This window comes from Pigmentibacter ruber, assembly GCF_009792895.1.
GTDB classification, from domain to species: domain Bacteria; phylum Bdellovibrionota_B; class Oligoflexia; order Silvanigrellales; family Silvanigrellaceae; genus Silvanigrella; species Silvanigrella rubra.
On record NZ_WSSC01000005.1, the window covers coordinates 206,906 to 229,358 of the forward strand.

The window sequence follows — 22,453 nt, forward strand, 5'->3', positions numbered from 1 at the left end:
TTATGAAAAGTCTTTTTCCAATTTTTCTTATAAGATTTTTTAGTTCTTTAGGAGATCAATCACTTGTATATGGTATTCCTATTTTAGTATATCAAAAAACAGGAAGTATTAGTGCTTCAGGATTTGCTTTTGCAATTGAGTGGATTCCGAGATTGGTTGCTATGCCTTTTAGTGGAGTAGCAACAGATTTTTTTGGTCCTAAAAAAATGCTTATCCTTGCAGATTTTTCAAGATTTTTTATAACCATGTTAGTTGGACTACTACTGCTTTTAGAATTGAGTAATACACAAATTATTATTATATTTGGCATTCTAGGTGGTGCAATTGGTTTTTTTCACGAAATGGCTTTTGTTTCCTTTGAAACACTGGCCCCAAAAATAATTTCGCAAAATAAATTAGCTCAATTACAAAGTTATTTACAAGGAATCGATCTTGGCACACAAATTTTAGCCCCTGGATTTGCAGCAATTGTTTTAGCTAAAATGACAGCAATCCCATTTTTAGGAATATTATCATTTCTGTTTCTTTTTGGTCTACTTGGAACAGTTTTAAGTAAATTGATAGGAAGAAATATTTCTGAGATAAATAATGTACCAAAGGTATCAAAGAAAAAACTTTTTAATGACATAACTAGTCAATTCTATCTTGGAATTAAATTTGTATTAAAATCTAAAGAATTAATTTATCTTTGCGCTATTGCTATTAGTATGAATTTTAGTATTGGATTTTTACTTTCAGGAAGTGCTGGATATTTAAAAGAAGGTCTTCATAGTAGTGCTTATATGGCAGGTTATTTAGGAACCATTGCTGGATGTATAGGAGTACTTGGATTTTTGCTTATACCGTTTTTTCTGAAAATATTTACATTGCAAAAATTAGGTATGTTCGGTGTAATTTTATTTTTTATAGCTAATATAAGTATTGTTTTTTCTAAAAATTTTATTTTATTTGCAATTTTTTATGCAATAATATTTTTATCCGACGGATTTTATAGTGTATATATGCGAACTTTGCGCGCAAAAATTATACCCCAACATATATTTTCAAGTGTTATAGGAATTTTATTGTGCATTAATTTTATTTTTATGCCATTATCAGGAGTTATTTTAGGAATATTTGGAAATTCTATTGAACATTTTAAATTTGTACTATTATTAGCAAGTTTGCTATTTGGGATAATTTCATTTTTATCATTTAAATTTTTAAATAAAAATACTTAATTATACATTCTACATTTTTTAATAAATTATTTTACTATTAAATAGATTTTTTTTTAAATCAATGATACATTACTTTAGTTAATTTTTGAAAGGAAAATAAAAAATGGGTCTGAAATTCAAAGTAATACTTAAATATTTCTTGTTATTTTACACTTTTCTGTTCTCATCACAATTAATAGCTGCTGATTTAGAAAATAATCAAAAAGCTGCTAAAGTACAAAAGCTAAATATTTCTAATGGAACAGAAATTGCCACTTTAGATCCACAAAAATCTGAAGATGCTCCAACTACAAACGTTGTTCAAGATCTTTTTGAAGGACTTATACGGAATGATATTAATGGAGTTTTGCAACCAGCAGGTGCAACCAGTTGGAAAATAAGTAAAGATGGTCTTACTTATGTTTTTCATCTTAGAAAAAATGCAAAGTGGTCAAATGGTGACATCATAACAGCAGATGATTATGTCTATGGATTTCAAAGATTAGTTGATCCGAAGGTAGCTTCTTCTTATTCTTTTTTAATATTTCCGATAAAAAACAGTGAAGCAATAACACAAAATAAGTTATCTGTGGATCATTTAGGTGTTCGTGCCATTGATAAAGAAACTTTGGAAATTACTCTTACAAGCCCAGTACCTTATTTTTTAGAAATTTTAGCAATGGTGAATTGTTCGCCAGCAAAAAAAGATGTTTTAAATAAACAGAAAGATGATTTTTTCCAAGTGGGAAAAATCATCAATAATGGTCCATTTTTAATAAAGTATTGGAAAGTCGGTGATAAAATAACTTTGGTAAAAAATCCAAATTACTGGAATGCCAAAAAAACGATTTTGGAAGAGGTTAATTATTTTCCTACCCAGAGTCTAAATACTGTGATTCAAATGTATGAAACTGGACAGATTGACTTTACTAATGAAATTCCAACTGATTTATTTGAACACTTAAAGAAAAAGTTGCCGCAAGAAGTAAAAATTAATCCATATCTTGCTGCTTATTGGTTGTCATTCAATCTGAAAAAAAAGCCATTTAAAGATAATTTAAAATTAAGACAAGCTCTTTCTATGGTAGTTGATAGAGATGTTTTAACAAAACAGGTTACAAGAAGAGGTGAAATACCAACTTACGATATTGTTGCTCTTGGAACTAAAAATTATTCGCAACAAAAATACGAATGGACGAACTTGCCATTTAAAGACAGGGTAACAAAAGCTAAAAAATTATATGAAGAAGCGGGATATGGTGATAAAAATCCCTTAAAAATAAAAATAACTTATAGTACAAATGAAAATAATAAAAAACTTGTACTCGCAGTGGCTTCAATGTGGAAACAACATTTAAACATTGATGTAACTTTGGAAAATCAAGAATGGAAAGTATTTTTGGATACAAGACATAAAGGTGAGTATGAAGTCGCTTGGGACAGATGGATTGCTGATTACAATGACGCAAATACATTTCTAGATATTGTTCGTTCAGATAGTGAAATGAATAGCCCAAAATATAGTAACAAAAAATTTGATCAACTTTTGAAATTATCAGCATTTGAAACGGATTTAAAGAAAAGAAGAAAGTTGCTAGAAGACGCTTCTACTATATTCATGCAAGATTATGCTATAGTACCTTTGTATTCAGCTGTAACTACGCATTTGGTGAAAAGTTATGTAGGCGGCTATTCTGGAAAAAATCCGCAAGATTTTAATCCTAGTTTTGATTTGTATATCAAGGAACATTAATTATTGCGGTTGTTTATTTATTTTTAGTCATTTTCATGACTCTTTATTAAAATGAATACTCTCCGAAATTTAAAAGGGAGAGTGTTATGGGTGCATTACTTAAATACATATCAATTTTTTTGATCATTGGATTGGTTTGGTTTGGCATTTTTTCCATTCAAGTATCTAAAAAAACAACATTATTTGCTGCTCTCCAAAAAGAATTAAAAATTGCTCCTGAAGAAGACGATGAGAATTCAAATAAAAAACAAATTGATAGACAAAAAGTCATAGATGCTATTTCAAGAGCTTTTGATAACTAAAAATGTCGCATTACATTTTTGTATACAAAAATAGTTCTATGCACTGAAATAACATAAGGATCATCATATTTTAAATCAAATGGAATACCTAAATCATCATCAAAGCAACAGGGCATTGAGATAGCATGGATTTGTGTAGTCTCATTTTTGTTTGTAATTGCTTGAATTGAAGCTTTTAAACTAGCATGTGAATGAACAAATAATAAAACAACGGAACTAAAACTACTTAAATCTAACTTACATTCTTCTATTTTTTGAGGTAGAATACTTAAGTTTTTTTTGTCATTTATTTTGTTTATTAACTCTTCGTAATTTCTTTGCATTTCAGGATCAATAGAAAAAATATGCCATTTAGTCATGTTTGCTATATAATAACCAGTTCGTGGATTAATACCATCTCCAACTATAACAATAGCTACTTTTTCATCTGAATAATTTAGTTTTAATTTATGCCTTATCGCTTCAAAAGCGCCTTGTGTTTCTGATATTTCTTTAGCATTAGGATAAAAACCAGTACTGAGAAGTTTAGGACCCGCTTTTAATTTCAAAAAAAAGTCAACATATCTTAAACTCGGCTTTGTAATTTTTATAGTGTAATGTTCATTTGTTTCAAAGTGATCGATAACGGGTCTTGGCATTGTTGTCCTCTAATTATGGGGAAAAACCTAATTGCCCGTCAGAATAGCTATATTTTAAAATTGGTCAACATTCTGAATTAAAATTGTGTCTGTTAATACTTTATGAAATGGTTTAATAATTTTTAAACCATTATCGCTTAGACCAAAAGAATATGATTTATTTCCATTTGGTATTTTAAAAAATATGCCATTTTCAACACCAGAATTTAGTAAAAATTCTATTTCTTTTTTAATATTTTCTTGATTTTTTGGATTTAGCCAGTTTTTAATAATGTTTACTTGAAATTTATCAGATTTAAATTCTTCAGAAAAAATTCTTGCTATTTGTGAAACCGATATTGGTGAATCTGGCAGCAGCAAGTTTCCATTTTGATCTCTATGCGGAACTAACAATGAGATAATCGACATTATTTTCTTAGGATCGTTTATTCTAATTGTTTTTTCATCCTTTAACAAAAAAAGATTACTACTTTTTTGTGATACACAAACAAATGATTCCAGTCTCCAAGAAAGAAGAGAAAGTGGATCTTCTTGTAATTTATTTAAGAAATTGAAGATTGAAATTTTTAAGGTTTCAAACTCATCGAGGAAAAACTCATTTTCATCAAAAATTGAGTCATCATGATTTATATTGCTATTTAATGTAATTTTACTAATTTTATTTCTACTATAATTTCTTATGTTATCAATGAAATCACTAGGAAAAATAGACATTCCTGTTAAATAATCTTCTTCTTGTTCTGTGCAAAATATTCTTTTAATAAATTCTTGTGCAAATATTTCTTCTAATAAATTATTTGTATTATCAAATATTCTTTCTTTTTCTTCAGGCTCTAATTCTTGTAATAATAAATCTCCTACAATCATAAGCCATTTTTTAATATAAACTGGATTTATATTTGATAACCTTGATATTTCTTTAATTATAAAATTTATACTTGTTTGACAGAACAAACTAAATCCAAAATGTTTGTATGAAAATGCTATTTCTGTAATTAAAAAGTCTTTCTGTAAGCTTGAAATTTGTTCTTCTTGATTATTAATAATCGAAGCTGCAGATAGTAAATCAATCAATCTCGTATTTCTTTCTATTGATTTAAGATGATAGTGAACTTCTTTGAAAATATGCAACATAATAATTCCTGAGATTATGGTGAACTTGGGCTATTAACATTGATAGTAATATTTTTATTGATTATGTAACTTGTATTTGTCTGTATGATTTGACTTATTTGGCGATTTAGCTGAGATGTTATATCAGATATTTGTTGCAAAGAATTTTTAATTGGATCATAATCAGCGTAGCTTCTTGGGCGTAAAGAGTTATTTCCTTGTGAAACTAATAAATCATTTAATGCACTATTCGTACTTACAACTGAATTTGATCCATCAGGATTAAAAATTATTTTTCTTTGTTCAGTTACTCCACTATTAATTTCTGGAGACACATTAGCACTTTTATCGTTCCCTAACTTGTTACCCGGGGTGTTTGTAGAACCAGATTCTTTGCCTGGAGGAGTATTATTGTTTCTTTTATCATCTAGTCTAAAATTTGGATCTAGAGCCTTAGCATCTGAGTTCAATTTGTTTAAAATAGCAGGTGGTATTGCTTTTGGAAGTGTTGGTGCTTTATTGCCGACAATTTCTGTATACAAATTAGCCGCAACCACTACAGATTTACTAGGATCTGCCAAACTTGTCACTTGAACAGTCCCAGTTGTAACAATTACCTGAGTATTTCCTGGAATAGATGCGTCTATAAAACCACTTGTTCCTCTTATTCCCATGACTGAATTAGATGTTTTAAATTTTGCATCTACTTTGCCAGTTTCATTCTCACTTTCTTGAGGTTTTACAAAAAAACGAACTTTTCCTTTTACAACATCTATTGCGGATTTAACATCATTAACAGCTTCCGCCTTCTGCTTTATTTTATACTCAATTAATTTTAAATGTGCATTTTGGAAAGCCATGATATTACTTCCATCATTAAACAGAAGTTTTACCGCAGTTTTGTCATAGGTTTGAATTTCATCTGTTTCATACAAAATGGAATCTTTTTCGCCTGGCATGTTCTTGCCACTTCTGATGATATCAATTTTTCCTATAATATTTGCAATTTTTCCTATTCCAGCAGGAGCACTTTGGGATTGGGAGTATGAAAATTTTGGATTTATAAGTGTTGCAAAAGCTAGGAACAGTAATATAACCCTAATGATCTTGATGTAAATATTGTTAAGCACTGGATTATCTACATTTATGAGCATATTTTTCCTTTGCCCCAGAATCTGACTGTAATTAGAGCATAACGAGTATTGCTTCAGAGTGGTTAGTTTAGTGCCAAAAAGGACGACACTTAATAATGCAAAATCAAACAAATTTTCTTATTGAGAAAATAGAAAATTTTTCGCTTTTCTTTGAAAAAGCCAGAAAAATCAAAACAAATTCTTTCCTGTTCTATTTTCAAATCAATAATTCACCTACGCAGTGTAGTGTCTTGAAATATGCAATTATTTCATCTAAAAAGGGTGTGCATAAAAGGGCTGTAAAACGGAACAAAGCAAGAAGAAGAATTCGGCATGCATTGTTCTCTGTATTAAAAACTTTTGATTTACCTTCTGAAGTTGCCCTAGATATTGTATTTATGGCAAACAGAAGTGTTCTATCAGTAAATTGGGAGCAGTTGTTAGAAGAAATTTCATTGATACTAAAAAAATCGCTAAGAGAGAAAGATAAAGGTTTTGAAAGGGAATAGAATTTTAAGATTATTGAATGAATATACAACTTTACTTTTTGTGCTGTTGATCAAGTTTTATAAGAAGTGTATTTCTCCAGCACTTGGGTCGAATTGCCGGTTTTATCCAAGCTGTTCGCAATACAGTATTGAGGTATTTCAGAAGTACGGTGCTGTTAAAGGCCTAGGCAAAACAACTATTCGAGTATGTAAGTGTCATCCTTTTCATAAAGGCGGAGTAGATTTGCCTTAATGTTTTAACTAAATTTAGAATGGGATTTGGAAGTGAAAAAAGAATCAATTGGTTTTATGTTAGGTTTATTTTTGTTAATTGGTGGATATATTGCAATTAACCAGTATTATATCCAAAAACAACAACAAGAAATCGATGCACATCAGAAAAATTTACAGGCAGTCCAAGCAAAAAATTCTGAGTCAACTAACACAACTCAGACAACTATAAATCCTACTGCACCAGTTGAAAATCCAAAAGCAATTGATGAAAATGTAGCACCTTTAACTATAGCAAATCCTAGTGATCTCATCATTAAAAAATCTTATGCCACATTTGAATTTACCTCAATAGGTGGTTGCTTAGGAAGTAATATTTTAACTGGTGAAAAATTAGCTTACAATGACCCTACACCTGTTTCTGTAATAGAAAATTACAATATCTGTAAAGCTTTTGGCTTTCGGGTGGGTTCCTTTGATTTAAGAAAAGAACCTGCAGGAATTTCAAAAAATTCTCAAGGAGATTTGCAAATTGTTCAAAGGGTAAACGGTTTGGAAATCACTCGTGTTTTTAAATTTGCTGATGTTAATTATTCTGGTGAAATGCAAGTAATTGTGAAAAACATAGCGCAAAACGCCCAAAGTACTAGCGTTGATTTTGAAATTGGAGCGACATCGGACAATAAAAATAATGGAGGCTTTTTGTCTTCAGTTATGCCTCAGTATCATGCAACTGCTGTCCGTTTACCAGATGGAACAGTAAAAAGAGAGATGACTCCTTTTGAAGAATCAGCAGGTCAAAAGCTTTTACTGAGCGAGTCTGGCAGCTTTTTCTCATGGCTAACAGCTGATTCATTATACTGGATGAATGCAGTTATTCCGCAAAATCAATCGCCTATAGCCTTTGAAGTCGTTAGAACAGGATTTAATCTAAGTAAAGCAGTAGGTCTTCCCTATGACCAAACTGTTTATGAAGCGTGGGTAAAACAACCTGTTAATTTAGCACCTGGTCAATCAATTGCTCTAAATTACAAACTTTATATTGGTCCTAAAAAAGAAACAATTTTAAAAGACTTTGATCAATATCATTTAAGTGAAACCATTGATTATGGCTTTTTCAAAATAATTGCTCGCCCAATGTACCATATCATATTTTTTATTCATGGATTGGTGAATAATTGGGGTGTGGCAATCATTCTATTGACTATATTAATAAATATAGTTTTTTTACCGCTGCAAGTTAAAGGCTATTTGTCTGCACAAAAAATGCAGAAAATTCAGCCACAGATGAAGGCTTTGCAAGAAAAATATAAAGAAGATAAACAAGCGCTTCAAAGAGAAACTATGGCATTAATGTCTAAAAGTGGTGTCAATCCATTAAGCGGATGTCTACCTTTGTTACCTCAAATACCTGTATTTTTTGCCTTAGACTCATGTCTGAGACACACATTTGATTTACGTCAATCACCTTTCTTCTTTTGGATTAAGGATCTTACTCAACACGATCCCTATTTCATTTTGCCAATCTTAATGGCTATTTTAATGCTTGGTTATCAGAAAATGATTCCGTTGCCATCTATGGATCCAACTCAAGCTAAAATGATGAAAATATTACCATTGGTATTTTCCGTTTTTATGGTTTTTTATCCTTCAGGGTTGGCACTTTATGTAATTACAAATACTATCATTTCTATGGTTAGGCAGGCGTTCCTGACACGTCGCTATAAGAACGTTCTTGAAAAATAAAGTAAACTAATATTAGGAGTCTACCCTTAGATTCTAAAAACAGCTAAGGCATTGCAGTAGCTGTTTAAACTTTTTTAAAAATGGAGTATTCATGGACAAAAGGCAATTTACTGGAAAAACTCTTGACGATGCTTTAAGTGAAGCGGCAAGAGCATTTTCTACTGATAAAGATTTGCTTTGTTATAATGTAATCCAACAACCTACTAGCGGTATTCTATCTCGATTATTTTCTCGTACAGTGAAAATTGAAGCTTGGGTTGAAACTGTAAAACAAGATTTACAAGCTGCAGCACGTGAGGTTGTAAGGCAAACATTAGGAAAAAGCGGTACAACAAAAAATAATTTGTCACCGGTAGGGAAACCTAAAAAAGAAACAACACATATCTCAAATGAGATTAAATCTTTTGAAAGAAAACCAGAAAGACAAATTAGTCATACCACAAATCAACACGATTATCCTCCAAGAACTTTCTTGACGATGGAAAGTGAAGGAGTACAAGAGTTATTTGAAAATTATAATCAACTTTTTTTCTCTGCATTTGGTGTATCAAATGAGCAAGTAGAAATTATTATTCAAGAAAATGAAGCTGTTGTAAAAGTATTAGATACAGAAATAGAAAAATATCTTAGCAAAAGTGATAAATTATCATTGGCATTTGAACATGTCTTTAAAAGAATTGCGCAAAAAAAATTAGGTGATATTTCTTCCCGTATTTCAGTTGAAGCTGGAGATTCTTCTGAGAAAAGAGAAGAAAGACTGGTTGGAATGGCAAAATCTCTCGCTGAAAAAGTAAAAAAGACAGGAAAAAGTGTTATTTTATCTTCAAAAAGTAGTCAAGAACGTAGAATCATTCATCTTGCATTAGATGGAATGGTAGGTATAGCAACCCGCAGTGTTGGAACTGGTGATAAAAGAAGATTGGTTATTTATTCAACTGAAAAAAAACCAAGAAATAACACAAATAATCCACCAAAAAATCAAGAGAAAAATTTCCAAAACCCAAATAATCAATCTCGTTTTAAAAAGAAAATACCTAAAAAAAGAAACCCAAATTATACGCACCAAAATAAACAAAGTTCTGAAAGGGTTGGAGCTGTTTCTTCAATAGAAAATGGTAAGGATGATCAAGAAGATCTTCCACTAACGCACCAGAAACATTTGTAAATTTCAACTAATAAAATAAGCTCTTGCATTATTTTATTAAAGAAGGAAAGATGATTTGACCTCAAGTAATGATCCTATTTTTGCTCTTTCTTCAGCTAATGCAAGAAGCGCTATTCATATTCATAGAATATCTGGAATAAATTTACTGCCCTATTTCCAAGGCTATTTGTTCAAAATTAAGTCTAATGAAGTGTTAAATGTTTCAATGATACAAGAACAAATTTCATCTAAACCTTATCTTCAATATCTTTATATTAAAGATGCTGAAGGTAACATTCTTGACGACGTTTTATTTACATTTTTTAAAGCACCTAAAAGCTATACTGGTGAAGATATTATTGAGATTAGTTCGCATGGTAACCCTTTAATCAGTAGTTTATTACAAAGGTTATTTAGACATCTTGGGTTGCGTGATGCTTTACCAGGAGAATTTACTCAACGCGCTTATTTAAATGGCAAAATAGATTTGGTGCAAGCAGAAGGAATAAATCAATTAATACATGCTGAAACCATGGGCGGAATACAATTAGCTAGAGATTCTGTCGCAGGAGAATTATCTAAAGAAACAGAAGAAGTAAAAAATGTCTTAATTGAAATTATGGCTTATTTAGAAGCGCATATAGATTTTGCCCCAGATGAAGTTGGTGATTATCAACCAGAGTCCTTAATGCCTTTAATGAAACAAGCATTAGCAAAATTGCAAAACTTATTAAATTCATATTCTTCAGGATTAAGGGCTCGTGAGGGAGTAAAAATAGCATTGGTTGGTAAACCAAATGCTGGAAAATCTAGCTTATATAATGCATTATTAAAGTTTGAAAGAGCAATTGTAACACATATTCCTGGAACAACTAGAGATATTTTAGAAGATAGATTAATTATCCGAAACAAAGATTTTGTTTTGATTGATACTGCTGGTATTAGAGAAACAGAAGATACTGTTGAAAAAATTGGAGTGGAAAGAAGTATTAAAACTCTAAGTAAAGCAGATGTAATCTGTCTTATTATTAGTTTGGAGAATGTTTATATTAAAAATATAAAAAAATTTCTTGAGGAAACATTAGTTCAGTTCCTTTTACATTCAGACTTTTCTCCTGAGCAAATTATTCTTCCTGTGTTTAGTAAAATGGATTTGATGCCAAAAGAAATTTTTGAAAATATACTTAACTTTTATAGTGAAGTTATCAACGATAAAAAATTTCTTCATTTAGAGAATATTCTAAGTAAAAAATGTATATTTTGCTCGCATAATGATACTGAAAGTCTATCTTCTCAATTAGTAAAATTACATGATCAATTAACTGGTTTGTTAGGACATAAGAATAATCCTACATTAATTTCTGAAAGACAAAGAAATAAAATTGAAATTGCTGTCAAAAATTTAAAGGAAGGCATAGATTTAATCTATAAAAAAGATTATCCTGAGAAAATATCTTCTGTGATTAATCAAGGAAGACAGTCATTACAGGAAGTTGTTGGCGAAATTCAATTAGATCAGGTTTTAGAAAAAATATTTTCTACTTTTTGTATTGGAAAATAGGTTCTAGTATATATTGAATTTTAACTATTATTAGGAAATATAGTAACTTGGATTTTTATGTTTACTTACATCACTAGAAAAATCAATATCATTAGTCTAACAAAGAATGTTGTTTTTTTTAAATATATACTTTTCTTTTCTGTTTTTTTTCTTTTTGTTCAACATAATTCTTCTGCTATTGAATTAAAAATCTGCGCAAATGATATAAGACTTGAAGATCCTAGTGCACCTAATACAAATGTAAGTATAGATATTTTGAAACAAGCTGTTAGTAATATGAAAAAAAAATTAGATGTAAATCTAAAAATTGACTATATGCCTTGGAGTAGATGCTTATTTTTACTTGAAAAGGGCGAAATGGATGCCGCATTGATTGCATCATTTAAGGAAGAACGAGCAAAGTATCTAGACTATCCACCAGATGCAGGTGGAAAAGAAGGACGGCCTTGCGCATCTCTATATAAAATTGCATGCTCCGGATATGTTGTTGTGACCCTTAAATCAAATCCGTTTGAATATAAAGGAGATGTCAAGTTACTTCCTAGGCCAGTGCGAGTGGCAAGAGGTTATTCTATTGTTTCAGATCTTGAAGATATTTTTAAAAACGATTTAGAAGTTAGTAAAAGTGATATGATAAATTTACAAAAACTTCTTAGAGATAAACAAGGGAGTGTCATTACTCATTTTGCTTATATTCTTGATCTAAAAAAATTTCAAAAGCTATCTGAACAACTAAAAATACATAAGAAATTTTATGTTCAAAAATCATATTATATTCCATTTGCAAAAAAATCAGCTTTTCCTAAGCAGTATCGTTTGAGTTTATGGAATGAAATTAGAAATGTGTATAATAATAAAGAATTAATTTCAAATCTGATCTCAAAATACTACAGTAATCAATAAATTTTTTTAAATAAAAATAACTTATATATTAATAATTGAAATCATTGAATTATTTTTATTCTTATGCTAGTAACCTAAATGAATTAGTTTAGTTACAATGCAAGGAGAATTTATGAATCTAGTTGATGCTTATGCTGCAATGAAGCCAAAAGAACCTTTGCGCCATTTTCAATTTGAGTTACGGGATTTAACAGCAACTGATGTGCAAATTGAAGTGTTTTATTGTGGGATTTGTCACTCGGATATTCATCAAGTGCGTGATGAATGGAGCCCAGGTATTTTTCCTATGGTTCCAGGTCATGAAATAACTGGTAAAGTAACTAAAGTTGGTTCAGCTGTAAATAAATTTAAAGTCGGTGATACTGTCGGCGTTGGTTGTATGATAAATTCTTGTAAGGACTGTTCTTCTTGCTCGGAAAATTTAGAGCAATATTGTGAAAAAGGAGCTACATTAACTTACAATGATAAATTTAGAGATACTGGTTTACCTATTTATGGTGGCTATGCAAAGCATGTTGTAGTTAATGAAGATTTTGTGTTAAGAATTCCAAGTAACCTCCCACTTGATAAAGCAGCTCCTCTTTTATGCGCAGGAATAACAACATATTCTCCCTTAAGTAATTGGAAAGTAACAAAGGGAAATAGAGTTGGAGTGATTGGAATGGGAGGACTTGGTCACATGGCTGTTAAAATTGCAGTCGCAATGGGAGCAGATGTCTTTGTTATTAGCCATTCTGAAAATAAAAAAGAAGATGCAAAAAAATTTGGAGCGAAAGGTTATATAAATTCGACAATTTCTGAACAAATGCAAAAAGAAATGAATACATTTGATTTTATAGTCAATACTGTCTCAGCAAATCTTGATTTAACGAATTTTCTATTTTTATTGAAAAGAGATGGGACTATGGTTCAAGTTGGTGCTCCGGATAAACCTAATACTTTAAATATGTTTTCTATGATTATTAAAAGAAGACGACTTGCTGGATCTTTAATTGGAGGAATTAAAGAAACTCAAGAAATGTTAGATTTTTGTGGAAAACATAATATTACAGCAGAAGTTGAAGTGATATCAGCAGAAAAAATTAATGAAGCCTATGAAAGAGTTGTTAAGAGTGATGTTAAATATCGCTTTGTCATTGATTTAAAATCTTTCTAATCAAAAAAATCATAAAACATTAAAAAGGTTTTTGATGGAAGAAAATTTAATACCAAATATACCACCTTGCATAAAAAAAAAAGAATTAGAAAACAATTATAAAGATATTTTAAAAGAATTATATCCCAATATATTTACTAAAGAAAATGAAATTAATTATGCCTATCTGCTACAGGTTATAATAAATGAAAAAAATAATTATCAATTAAATTGGAGTGAAAAAGAAAATTGTTTGAATTCTTTAAAATTAAATATAGATAAAGTAATAATTCCAAAATTTGACTATGGCATTAATGATAATAACGCGAAACATTTTCTTATCGAAGGGGATAATTTAGAAGTTCTAAAAATACTCCAAACATCATATTCCAATAAAATTAGAGTTATTTACATAGATCCTCCTTATAATACAGGCCAGATATTTATATATAATGATAATTTTCAAGTTAAAAAGAAAAAAATATCAAAAAAAATAAATTATAAGTTTGAGAAAAATAATAAAATAAATAATTACCATGATAATTGGTTAAGTATGATATATCCTAGGTTGATACTAGCAAAAAATTTACTAACCACAGATGGTGTTATTTTTGTTTCAATTGATGACAACGAAATTCATAATTTAAGAATTTTACTTGATGAAATTTTTGGTGCTGGAAATTTTTGTGGGACAATTAAAAGAAGAGCTGCTAGAAAAAATACTTTTCTTTCAAAATGTATGTCAGATTTATTTGACTATATTGTAATTTATTCTAAAAATCCTAAACTTCCATTTTTGGGTAATCAAACAAATACTGAAGTAACTAGACCTGTTTTTAATGAAGGAAATAAAATTTCAATTCGAGAAATACAAAAAGGTACTATTGCCAAATGTGCAGATGGAATTTATAAGGCTGGGATATATAAAACTCGAAGTATTCATTTTGAATTGTTGAATGATATGATAATTAAAAAAGGCGTTTTAGATAAAGCAATCAAAGTAAAAGGACCTTGGAGAATAAATCAAAACATTTTAAATTCGTCCATTTTTATTACTAAAAATAATGGATTTAGAAGACGTGTGCTCCAAGCCGAATTATTGAAGAAATCTGTTATGAATGATTTTTTGGACAACTCTGAGTGTTATAATGAAAAAGGGTCTGAGGAATTAAAATTTCTTTTTAATAATCAAAAAGGCATTTTTAACAATCCAAAACCTACAGGACTAATAGAATATTTATTAAAATCAGTACAATTAAAAGAGAATGATTATATTTTAGATTTTTTTGCAGGGTCTGGATCAACTTTGCATTCTGTCTTAAAAATGAATGCAACTGGGAATTATAAATTGAATTCTATATCAATTCAAAATTCTGAAAAAAATGCGCAATTAAAAAGTAAATTTAATTTTAATTCTATATTTGAATTGGCTGTTGAAAGAAATAAAAGAGCTATAGAAAAAATATTAAAAGAAAATAGTAAAATTAAAAATATTGATAATTTAGGATTTAAGTGCTTTAAACTTGTGGAACAGAAATTATTTAAATTGTTTAACTACAAGGAAATCATAAATAAAAAAGGGAATTTTCAAGTTAATAAAATTTTTGATCATAAAAGATTAATCTGGGATATTGTATTTTTAGAAAAATTATCGTTAGAATTTAAAGTTTCTATGGATTCTGCTTACATAAATAATGATATTTTTTTAGTTATCGATGAATATACTAATAAAGTACTTTTAATATTTTATGGTGAAAAAATTATAGAAAATTCTCAAAAAATTATAAAAAATATTTATGAAAAATATAGTTCTTGGAATAAGGTAGTTATTTTTCCAGTACATTCTGTTAATTTACAGCAGAGCTTAATTGAAAAAATAGTTTATTTATATAATGTTAAATTTTATGAAGATTAGAATAATTGAAAATAGTTTTAATATTTAATTTTTATTTATTGAATATCCTTAAAAATTAGCAATAATAGTCAAACTAAAAAATAAGTATGTCGGTAAAAGTTTAGAAGGTGTATTTAGAAAAAGAACATGCATGTTTTTTGGTAAGAATCCCTCTTCCTAAGAAATTCAGAAAGAGCGATATAATTTTTAAAGCTAGACATTCATTTGGCAGTAAAATTGTTAATGTGGCTTAATAGGACTGATAAGGAGATTTGTTATTTATAAAAAACTTATTTTGTTCTTGTATTTTTCTTGTGGCAGGAGACAAAATAAGAATTCAATTACAAATTAAAACCCCCACCTGCTAAAAACATTTCTTGCTTGATTAGCAATGCGCTCGGTCTCTTCTTTTATGCGTTGCGCGGTACGATCAGCTTCTTCTTTTATGCGCTGTGCGGTACGATCAGCTTCTTCTTTTATGCGCTGTGCGGCACGATCTGCTTTAATTTTTTCATCAATTTGAGTAATAATTTTATTATATTCTTTATTTAGATCATTGAGTAATGGTTGTATTTTTTCAGAATCAAATTTTACTAGTTCTTTATCGCTTTTTATTTTGAATGAATTTAATTTACTAAGAAAAATTTGTAGTTGTTTTTCAGTTGTTAATGCTCTGAATTGAGAATCCAAATTAGCCAACTCTTCCCGAATTTTTGCTTCTTGAGTTGCTAATTCAGAACTAATTTCATCTAAATAATTTTTTGTTTTCCCAGAATTTTCTGCAGTTGGAGAAATTTTTACAAATTTAATTTTAGTTAATATTTGCTCTGTTCCTGGATTTTTTTCGACAATAAAACATAACTGTGGATTAAGGAAATTTTCACAAGATAAGTAGTAGCCATTTTCTTTATTTACAAGAAAATAAGTGTTGTTATTATCGTTAGTTTTAATTAAATTAAATAATGAAGGATTTAAATCAATATTATTCTCAAGAACTAAAAATTGAGTTTGAGCTCTGTTTATTAATTTTCCTAAAGAATTATTATTGTCCTTATTAAAAAACAATATTTCAAAATTATCGGAAGCTTGAAGTGATTTTTTATGCTCAGTCTGATTTTCAGTTTTAATTTCCACTGCAGCTGCTTCTATATCGTTATTTGATTTTACAATAAACCCATCTTTAGGATAGATAACAAAATCCGTCGTTGTTTTTAGAATATATTTTTCATGAGAAACAACGGGTTCTCCACTAATATCTCTTATATTTTCGGCATAAGCAGATGATGCTAATGCAAAAGTAGATGTTAAAAATATGGTTTTTTTCATTGTAAGCCCTTAATTTTGATAAGAATTCAATAAATTCTTTTTGTTCAGAAGAAAATATATTTCATTTGTAATCTATTTTGTCAAGAAAATATTAGACTAAGTGAAATTTTAAGATAAGATATATTTATAAAAAAAATATAATATTAGATAAATATAACGATAATTTAAAATCAAATTTAGCTAAGTGATTAGAGTGAAAAATTGCTTATAAGTATTATTTAAATTAAGAACTGAAAAGATTTCTAATTCAAATTATGTTATTTAGATAAAGCGTTTATTTGATCTAAAACAACTGGTAAGAAGAAAAATTCTTGCGCTGACTGCTTTGCGGTACTGATACATGAAAAATTGTATTTAAAACATTATTTAAATATATTTGATTTTAAATTGATTGCAAATAAAAATTTTGATTTAAATTTGAATATAAATAGTATATATTTTTAACTATTTTAAGGTGAAAATAAAAATTTAAATGGTGTGCCAATACTTATAATTAAAGTCAAAGTAATAGCAGGAAGATCTCTGCTTGTAATAAAAAAAACAGAGTAAATAATTGTTAAAATTAACATAAATATATAAACAAGTATATTAGAAATAGCAAATTTTTTCAAATTATCAATGTTGTTATTTTTGGTTTTTTATAGGCAATAATTCATTACTTCTTTCTTTTAGAGTTATTCATTGATTTTTTAGGTCTACAACTTTTCTTCTTTTATAAAGAAAATAAGCATCAATTGACCAAAAAATAGTGGTCATAGTGCTATAAGTAATTTATAGAAAAAATTGTTATCATGAATTTATTTAAATGATTTAACGTAAAAATAAACACAAGAAATTATAACAAAAACAACAATAAATTTTATAAATAAGTATTAGTAATAATTATCTTTATTATTTTCAATTTGTTTGAAGGGTTATTGTTGTTCATTTTGAAAACCTGTAATTTATTACGTACTAGTTACAAATTAACACTTTTAAAAAAATTTTCCATTTTTTCTCCAAAAAGAAGCTGAAAATCAAAAATAGGATTAATTTTCATCAAATTTATTAATTTGTGAAATTTTAAAAAAACAATAATTATTTAATGTAATTTTAAATTTGAATTAATAGATTTTTTTTGAAATAGGGGGAGATTTGATACTGAACTTTATTGTATTCAAATAAATGTAGAAATGAAAAATGCAATCTTTTTTCTGAAGTAAATAATCAAAATATCAGATAGCTATTGGGTAGAAGTTTTTTAATTCGAGCTAGAAATAATGAATTTACTACTCGACCAGTTTTCGTAATAATTGTCCATAGGCTTACTAACGACCGTAATCGTGAAGGAGTTAAACGTGCTTGTGGTGAAATTGATAGAGCAGTGTCTTCATTTTAACCAAATTTAAAGCAAGGAGAAGCAGTAATTCTTGGAGCTAACTTTCCTATCCCGCTTACCATTAAAATAAACAAGCCAAAAGAAAAACCAAAGTCAGATGGTCCTGATTATCAAAAATGTTAGATTTAAAGTGCTTAAAATAACAATTTAACATTTTAAATTATTTCTGTTTGTTAGAAAAGAAATTAATTTCTACAATGAGGCCTATTTTTTATAAAATCATAATGTATCTATATTATATGAAAAAATAAAAAACTACTCCTTCGAATTATTCAAAGCCTTAATAAAGTGATCTTTAAATACATCCCCATCTACTTTGAAACATATCTCATGCTCTAATTTTTTATCTTTATCCACTTTTTCAATTGTTCTGCCGCTTTCAATTTGTTCATAGGGATGTCTATTTTGCATATTACCTTCGAATTGTGAAAATACCAAACTAAAATTTTTTCCAAAACTTTTCATTTGTTCTTCCCCAGATTTACTAAGATCGAATTTGGTGACGACATCGAGATTTACTTTTTTTTCTGTACAAAAAGGCATATACATACTAGCTGCTGATAGAACATCCCAAAAATAGTACTCACCAGAATCAATAAAATCTAAATTTCTATCTAAAATATCTGCATAAAACTTTGCGGATTTTGAATGAATTTGACTTTTTAATTGCTTCAAAAAATCACGAGTTACTCTTACTTGATTAGTTGCATCTAATGGAACAATAGATAAAGGAATACTTGAGTTGAAAACAATTTTAGCTGAAAGGGGATCTATCCAAATATTCCATTCAGCATATTTATTTTTTAAGTTTTCAGTAATATTTGGTACATTTAAGTTTCCTTTGACTTTCAATGCCCCACCCATAATATAAATACGTTTTATTTTTTTAATATCATCAGGGTATTTTTTAATTAATTGACCAACGTTGGTGAGGGGGCCAATTGTTAAAAAAACTATAGGTTTTTTACTATTATTTAATGTTTCATGCATCCATTCTACAGAGTGCTTAGTTAATATATGCGGAGTAGGATTAGAAGGGATTTTAACACCAAATAAACTATCAGAAGTGATCCGCCATTCATTAGGAAAGGTATGAAAACCATCGAGAGGTACAGAATCTCCACAGGTAACAGGGATAAATTCTTTTTCACGACCCGACAAATAGATTAAATCTGCAATATTTTTTTGTGCGGGTTTGCAATGCGCTTCTCCAGTAGCGCTAATTGTGATTCCTAATAAATCTGACTGAGTTTTTTGATTAAGCGCATACAAAACTGCAGGCCAATCATCGATTGCTGCATCTGTATCTATAATTAGCGGAAATGGTACTTTTTCGTATGCAAAAATAAAATTAAAAATAAATAGTGAATTTAGAAAGTAGATAAATTTTCTATATTTTGAAGATATCATAATAAAATACCTTTCTTAAGTTTACAGTGTTTTTCTTTTTTTAACTCAAAAAAGTTGTAAATGCTATGCTCTTTTACATTTAAATGATTCTTAATATTAAGAGATGAAAATAAAAATTTTATATATTATTTAAAATTTAACGCTAAAAATAGAAACCAATTATGTTAACTTTGCAGATTAAGCATGAAAGAATTGATCTTGAATTACTCTTTTAAAATAAAATTAAGAAAGACCTGGATAACTAGGAAAATGATAATTTTCTTGTAAATTTTTCCAAGGAATATGTACATGCGAAGGCCAATTTAATAAAGCTGCTAATGCAAAATCTATTTTGAGAACAACAGCTAAAACGCCTATATGTATTTGCTGAAATGAACTTTTTACAGCTAAAAGTTCATTTTTTACTAAATCATCAGAGCAGGTTTCACCCCAAAAATCAGGAGTACTTTTTTGCAGCTCTTCATTAGTAAACAGAAAAATACTTTTTCTTAGTTCTAATTGATTTGAAAACCATTTAGGATACCAAACTGCTTTAAAATCAGAAAAATCGTTCCAAGATTCCACCTTATCTTTTCCAGCAACACGAATTAAAAAGAGTTCAGGATTTTTAATATGCAAAGCTCCGCATGTGATGGAATAAGCAGATTTATAATAATCAATAAGTTGTTTATTGCGATCTTTTGCAAGAGTGGCTTGTGTTAGTAAGAGTCCTAAGGAGAAAACATCTGAAATAGTAAAATCAGATTCTTCGTCCAAAAAATTTAAATAATTTCCAGAAATTCTATCAAGTGATCTTCTTTGGGCGGCAGTAAAAATAAATGGCATTAGAACCTCAACAATTACATTCTAAATAAAAACTGAATTTTTATTTAGAATGTAACTTCCCTGAGAAGCTCAGGATTGTCAAGAACTCGGCCAGAGCCTAAAACAACAGCAGTAAGAGGGTTTTCTGCTACAACTATAGGTAACCCCGTTTCTTCTCGTAATAAAACATCTAAATTACGAATCAATGCTCCACCACCAACTAATACAATTCCTTTATCAACAATATCTGCTGCAAGTTCAGGTGGAGTTTTTTCAAGTGCCAGACGGACGGCTTCCACAATTGCATTAACAGGTTCTTGCATTGCTTCACGAATTTCTTCGCTTGTTACTTCAATTGTTTTTGGGATACCAGCAACAAGGTCTCTTCCTTTAACTTGCATTGTCCTAATTTCTTCTTCGGGATAAGCAGAACCAATTGCTATTTTTATTTGCTCAGCTGTTCTTTCACCTATTAGTACATTAAAACGGCGTTTTAAATAATTAACGATGGATTCATCCATTTTGTCACCGCCAACACGCACACTTTTTGAATAAACAATTCCAAGCAAAGAAATAACGGCAACCTCAGTTGTTCCACCACCAATATCAACAATCATATTTCCACTAGCTTCATGAATTGGTAAATCAGCACCAATTGAAGCAGCCATAGGTTCTTCAATGAGATAAACAGAAGAACATCCAGCAGATTCAGCAGATTCTCGAACGGCTCTTTTTTCAACTTCAGTAATGCCATAAGGGATACAAATAACTGCCCGTGGTCTAACAAGTGACCGATGATTGTGTGCAACACCAATAAAGTAACTTAGCATTTTTTCAGTAAGTTCAAAATCAGCAATGACTCCATCTTTCATCGGTCGAACAGCTTCAATAGTACCTGGTGTTCTACCTAGCATTTCTTTTGCTGCTCTTCCCACTGCTTTCACAGTTCTTAAGCCACGTGAATCTCTTTGCACAGCAACAACAGAGGGTTCATTAGCAACTATTCCTCTATTTTTTACATACACAAGTGTATTTGCTGTCCCAAGGTCAATGGCTAAATCATGGGATAGAAGTCTAAAAAACCAATCGAACATGGATCCTCCCTAAGGAAAATTGAGAGAATGAACAGTTAAAGTGCATTCAAAGTTTAATTCATGCTTATAACAAAAAAGGTATCACTTTGAGAATGGTTATTCTATAAAATTAAAACACTTTTTCACCTATTGAAACGAATATTGGACAGGACTATTCCTTCCTACCACTTGAATTGCTATTATTTCGGTCACAATGTTATTTGCAAACCTTCCTGGTAAAGCAAGTGGAAAAACTTTAGATACTACTTCATCGAGCATTTTATCAACAGCTAAAAAATCTTTTTGTGGAAATCTTTTTTGTGTTAAGTTCTCATACTTCTCTAATGAACCATTTCCATTTATATAAAGCTTATAATAAATAATATCTCCAGGTCTTAGCGGAGAGGTGGGTGGAACTACTCTATCTTTTGAGTTCCAAATCCCTGCAAATTTTTCTTTAAATTGCTGACTGAATTGGTACAAGCTTAAATCTTTGACTGAATAGCGTTCTTTCACTTTTGGTTCACTTAATGGTGTATATTCATCTCCCATTATGGGAATATCTCCACTATCTCCTTCAATATTTTGTTCTTGTTTGTATTGCTTTCTCAAATTATCAATATAAGCAGAGTCTGCATTTGGTAGAAATTTATCTAACTCTGATTTTTTATTTTTTTCAGATTTATCAACAATTGTTGGAGGAATTTCTTTCTTTTTATAATTTGGAAGTCGTTTAGATATAAATGGATTTGAATTAGCTTTTAAGTTTTTAGCAGCAAGTTCTTCTGGTACGTTAATTTTACTTTTTGAGTTTGGATTTTTATCAGTTAAAACTCCACCCGCAATATTTTCCGGAATATTTTCTGAAAGATGTTTTTCTTTTTGTTTATTTTTTGGTAAATTAGACTGTAGTTTCCCGTCTGTAAATTGAATATGAATGGGTTTATTTTGATGACTTGTTGTTGTTATTTCTTTTGTGTCTTTTGAATTATTTAAATTTTCAAGTATGAAAGCAAAAAAAACATGAAGAACTACAGAATAAATAAGGATAAAACTGAAAACGTCTTTTTTCTCAGGATAAAGCCATATAGCAAAGTTAATCTCGGTTTCTCTATAACTCAAAAAAATGACCTCAGTTTTGTTAGATTTTTACTAATTATCAAGAGTATCAACCATCTGTCAGTATCACTTTTTCCTCCCATTGTCACAACAAAAAATTAAG

19 protein-coding genes and 1 pseudogene are annotated in these 22,453 nt (G+C 29.2%); 12 read left to right on the forward strand and 8 right to left on the reverse strand.

The features are described from left to right. The first annotated feature begins 2 nt into the window (after positions 1-2). The 3 genes from GOY08_RS14625 (at position 3) to GOY08_RS14635 (ending at position 3,254) form a co-directional block, all read left to right on the forward strand. Positions 3-1,220 (forward strand): MFS transporter, encoded by a 1,218-nt coding sequence (locus GOY08_RS14625; protein ID WP_158999668.1) that lies wholly within the window; start codon positions 3-5, stop codon positions 1,218-1,220. Between the two features lie 103 nt (positions 1,221-1,323). Continuing rightward, positions 1,324-2,952: a peptide ABC transporter substrate-binding protein gene (locus tag GOY08_RS14630; protein WP_158999669.1), complete on the forward strand. Its 1,629-nt coding sequence runs from the start codon at positions 1,324-1,326 to the stop codon at positions 2,950-2,952. A gap of 86 nt (positions 2,953-3,038) precedes the next feature. Further along, positions 3,039-3,254: a hypothetical protein gene (locus GOY08_RS14635; protein WP_158999670.1), complete on the forward strand. Its 216-nt coding sequence runs from the start codon at positions 3,039-3,041 to the stop codon at positions 3,252-3,254. Here GOY08_RS14635 and GOY08_RS14640 read toward each other — a convergent pair. Genes GOY08_RS14640 through GOY08_RS14650 form a run of 3 tightly spaced genes read right to left on the reverse strand, consistent with a single transcriptional unit; the run spans position 3,251 to position 6,159 of the window. Then, positions 3,251-3,892: a hypothetical protein gene (locus tag GOY08_RS14640; protein WP_158999671.1), complete on the reverse strand. Its 642-nt coding sequence runs from the start codon at positions 3,890-3,892 to the stop codon at positions 3,251-3,253. The two genes, GOY08_RS14635 and GOY08_RS14640, sit on opposite strands and share 4 nt — an antisense overlap. A 54-nt stretch (positions 3,893-3,946) precedes the next feature. After that, on the reverse strand, positions 3,947-5,026 hold the full coding sequence (locus GOY08_RS14645; RefSeq protein WP_158999672.1) for a hypothetical protein: 1,080 nt from the start codon (positions 5,024-5,026) through the stop codon (positions 3,947-3,949). Between the two features lie 14 nt (positions 5,027-5,040). Further along, positions 5,041-6,159 carry a FecR family protein gene (locus GOY08_RS14650; protein ID WP_158999673.1) on the reverse strand — a complete coding sequence of 373 codons (1,119 nt, stop codon included), beginning with the start codon at positions 6,157-6,159 and terminating at the stop codon, positions 5,041-5,043. 95 nt (positions 6,160-6,254) lie between these two features. Between GOY08_RS14650 and GOY08_RS14655 the strand changes: the two genes are divergently transcribed. From GOY08_RS14655 to GOY08_RS14690, 8 genes are all read left to right on the forward strand, one after another. Then, a complete protein-coding gene (locus GOY08_RS14655; RefSeq protein ID WP_158999674.1) occupies positions 6,255-6,647 on the forward strand; it encodes a ribonuclease P protein component in 393 nt (130 codons plus the stop codon). After that, a complete protein-coding gene (gene yidD, locus GOY08_RS15655; RefSeq protein ID WP_407947680.1) occupies positions 6,634-6,879 on the forward strand; it encodes a membrane protein insertion efficiency factor YidD in 246 nt (81 codons plus the stop codon). Before GOY08_RS14655 ends, yidD begins: the two co-directional genes overlap by 14 nt. Positions 6,880-6,911: 32 nt before the next feature. After that, positions 6,912-8,603 carry a membrane protein insertase YidC gene (gene yidC, locus GOY08_RS14665; RefSeq protein ID WP_158999675.1) on the forward strand — a complete coding sequence of 564 codons (1,692 nt, stop codon included), beginning with the start codon at positions 6,912-6,914 and terminating at the stop codon, positions 8,601-8,603. A 91-nt stretch (positions 8,604-8,694) separates the two neighbouring features. Further along, the gene (locus GOY08_RS14670; protein ID WP_158999676.1) at positions 8,695-9,768 is read left to right on the forward strand and encodes a Jag family protein; all 1,074 of its coding nucleotides are present in this window, start codon (positions 8,695-8,697) and stop codon (positions 9,766-9,768) included. 55 nt (positions 9,769-9,823) lie between these two features. Then, positions 9,824-11,308: a tRNA uridine-5-carboxymethylaminomethyl(34) synthesis GTPase MnmE gene (gene mnmE / locus GOY08_RS14675; RefSeq protein WP_158999677.1), complete on the forward strand. Its 1,485-nt coding sequence runs from the start codon at positions 9,824-9,826 to the stop codon at positions 11,306-11,308. A gap of 57 nt (positions 11,309-11,365) precedes the next feature. Further along, positions 11,366-12,211, forward strand: coding sequence for a type 2 periplasmic-binding domain-containing protein (locus GOY08_RS14680; protein ID WP_158999678.1), 846 nt, complete (start codon positions 11,366-11,368; stop codon positions 12,209-12,211). 112 nt (positions 12,212-12,323) lie between these two features. Further along, positions 12,324-13,367 carry an NAD(P)-dependent alcohol dehydrogenase gene (locus GOY08_RS14685; RefSeq protein WP_158999679.1) on the forward strand — a complete coding sequence of 348 codons (1,044 nt, stop codon included), beginning with the start codon at positions 12,324-12,326 and terminating at the stop codon, positions 13,365-13,367. Between the two features lie 34 nt (positions 13,368-13,401). Further along, complete coding sequence (locus GOY08_RS14690) at positions 13,402-15,261, forward strand: site-specific DNA-methyltransferase (protein WP_158999680.1); 1,860 nt, start codon at positions 13,402-13,404, stop codon at positions 15,259-15,261. Between the two features lie 327 nt (positions 15,262-15,588). Here GOY08_RS14690 and GOY08_RS14695 read toward each other — a convergent pair whose 3' ends face one another. Beyond that, positions 15,589-16,566 carry a hypothetical protein gene (locus GOY08_RS14695; RefSeq protein ID WP_158999681.1) on the reverse strand — a complete coding sequence of 326 codons (978 nt, stop codon included), beginning with the start codon at positions 16,564-16,566 and terminating at the stop codon, positions 15,589-15,591. Between the two features lie 1,288 nt (positions 16,567-17,854). Here GOY08_RS14695 and GOY08_RS15770 point away from each other — a divergent pair. Further along, a pseudogene (locus tag GOY08_RS15770) lies at positions 17,855-18,067 on the forward strand (ATP-binding protein); the annotation flags it as partial. 132 nt (positions 18,068-18,199) lie between these two features. Here GOY08_RS15770 and GOY08_RS14700 read toward each other — a convergent pair. The 4 genes from GOY08_RS14700 to GOY08_RS14715 all read right to left on the reverse strand — a co-directional run bounded on the left by GOY08_RS14700 (position 18,200) and on the right by GOY08_RS14715 (position 22,353). Continuing rightward, positions 18,200-19,354, reverse strand: coding sequence for a nucleoside hydrolase (locus GOY08_RS14700; RefSeq protein ID WP_158999682.1), 1,155 nt, complete (start codon positions 19,352-19,354; stop codon positions 18,200-18,202). 222 nt (positions 19,355-19,576) lie between these two features. Further along, on the reverse strand, positions 19,577-20,179 hold the full coding sequence (locus GOY08_RS14705; protein ID WP_158999683.1) for a hypothetical protein: 603 nt from the start codon (positions 20,177-20,179) through the stop codon (positions 19,577-19,579). Between the two features lie 44 nt (positions 20,180-20,223). Then, positions 20,224-21,252, reverse strand: a complete 1,029-nt coding sequence (locus GOY08_RS14710; protein ID WP_148697668.1) for a rod shape-determining protein — start codon at positions 21,250-21,252, stop codon at positions 20,224-20,226. Positions 21,253-21,378: 126 nt separating this feature from the next. Beyond that, positions 21,379-22,353, reverse strand: coding sequence for a hypothetical protein (locus GOY08_RS14715; RefSeq protein ID WP_158999684.1), 975 nt, complete (start codon positions 22,351-22,353; stop codon positions 21,379-21,381). Positions 22,354-22,453: the final 100 nt, after the last annotated feature.